General features: G+C 70.4%; 2 protein-coding genes. Both read right to left on the bottom strand.

Features of this window, described 5'->3' with window-relative positions; all coding sequences use genetic code 11:
• Positions 1–559 (bottom strand): tripartite tricarboxylate transporter substrate-binding protein (locus ACSFA3_RS23545; protein ID WP_435507839.1); only part of this gene is annotated, 559 nt, incomplete at its 3' end.
• 44 nt (positions 560–603) lie between these two features.
• Positions 604–1,351: D-2-hydroxyacid dehydrogenase (locus tag ACSFA3_RS23540; RefSeq protein ID WP_435507838.1), on the bottom strand; the 748-nt coding region annotated here is incomplete at its 5' end.

Here is a 1,351-nt window from a genome sequence, read left to right as displayed (position 1 = left end):
CGATGTCGGTCTTCGTCATCGAGCGGAACAGCTCGCCCGAGATGTGCTCCGTGCTGCCGTTGCCCGCCGAGCCGTAGTTGACCTTGCCCGGGTTGGCCTTGATGTAGGCGACGAGTTCTGCCACCGATTTCACGGGCACCTTCTCGTTCACGATCAGCACGTTGGGCGTGGAAGCCACCAGCGCCACCGGATCGAAGTCGCGCTGGAAGTCGTAGGGCAGGCGCTTGTAGAGGCCCGGCGCGATCGAATGCGCGATGGTCGCCATGAACAGCGTGTAGCCATCGGCCGGCGCCTTCGACGCTATGGCCGCGCCCACGGTGCCGCCCGCGCCGCCGCGGTTGTCGATGATGACCGGCTGCTTGAGCGCTTCCGACAGCTTCTGGCCCACGGTGCGCGCGACGATGTCGGTGGTGCCGCCGGCCACGAAGGGCACGACGAGGGTGATGGGCTTGGCGGGCCAGTCGGCCGCGCTGGAAGAAGCGGCGGCGGTGGCCAGCAGCAGGGCGGCCGTGCCGGCGCGCAGAAGGGTCGAGGGGCGTGGGAGGGCGGATTTCTTCATGGTCTTGGATGCCGTGGGGCTGTTGTTATCGGAAAGCGCGCGCTTCATGCCACGCGGTTCAGCAGCGGCTGGTTGCGCACCCAGCGCCGCAGGTTGTCGAGAAAGATCGCGGCCACGCGCGCTTCGTTGCCGTCCGAATGGCCGGCGCTGTGGGGCGTGACGATCACCTTCGGCAAGCTCCACAGCGGCGAGTCGGCCGGCAGGGGCTCGTGCGCGAACACGTCGAGATACGCGCCGGCCAGTGCGCTGCTGCGCAATGCATCGATGAGCGCGGGCTCGTCGACCACTTCGCCGCGTGAGATGTTCACGAGCCGCGCTCCGGCGGGCATGCGCGCCAGCGCCGCCGCATCGATGAGCCCGCGTGTGCGGTCACTCAGCGGGCAGGCCAGCAGCAGCCAGTCGGCCTGCGGCAGCACCGCGTGCAGCTGCTCGTAGCTCACGCTCTCGTGGGCCGGTGCTGAGGCCGGGGCCTCGCTGCCGCGCACGGAAATGACGCGCAGGCCCAACGCTGCGAGCAGCGAGCCGAGCCCTTGTCCGATCGGCCCCCAGCCGACGACCACGGCGGTCTGCCCCGCAAGGTCGCGCGGCAGGCCGCTGCCCATGAGCGACGACCACGTGCGTGCGCGTTGCGCGGCCAGCAGCTGCGGAAACTGCCGCGCCAGCATCAGCACGCCTGCCAGCGCGGTCTGCACGACCACGCCGGAGTTGGCGCCCGACGAGGTCGTGACCTCCACGCCGCGCGCGCGCAGCTCGCCGTACACCGGACGGTCGGCGCCCGCGGAATGCGCATGC

It is taken from the genome of Variovorax glucosi (genome assembly GCF_051216695.1).
Taxonomy (GTDB): domain Bacteria; phylum Pseudomonadota; class Gammaproteobacteria; order Burkholderiales; family Burkholderiaceae_C; genus Variovorax.
The sequence above is the reverse complement of the archived record's forward strand: the minus strand, read 5'-3'. Positions and strand labels throughout refer to the sequence as shown.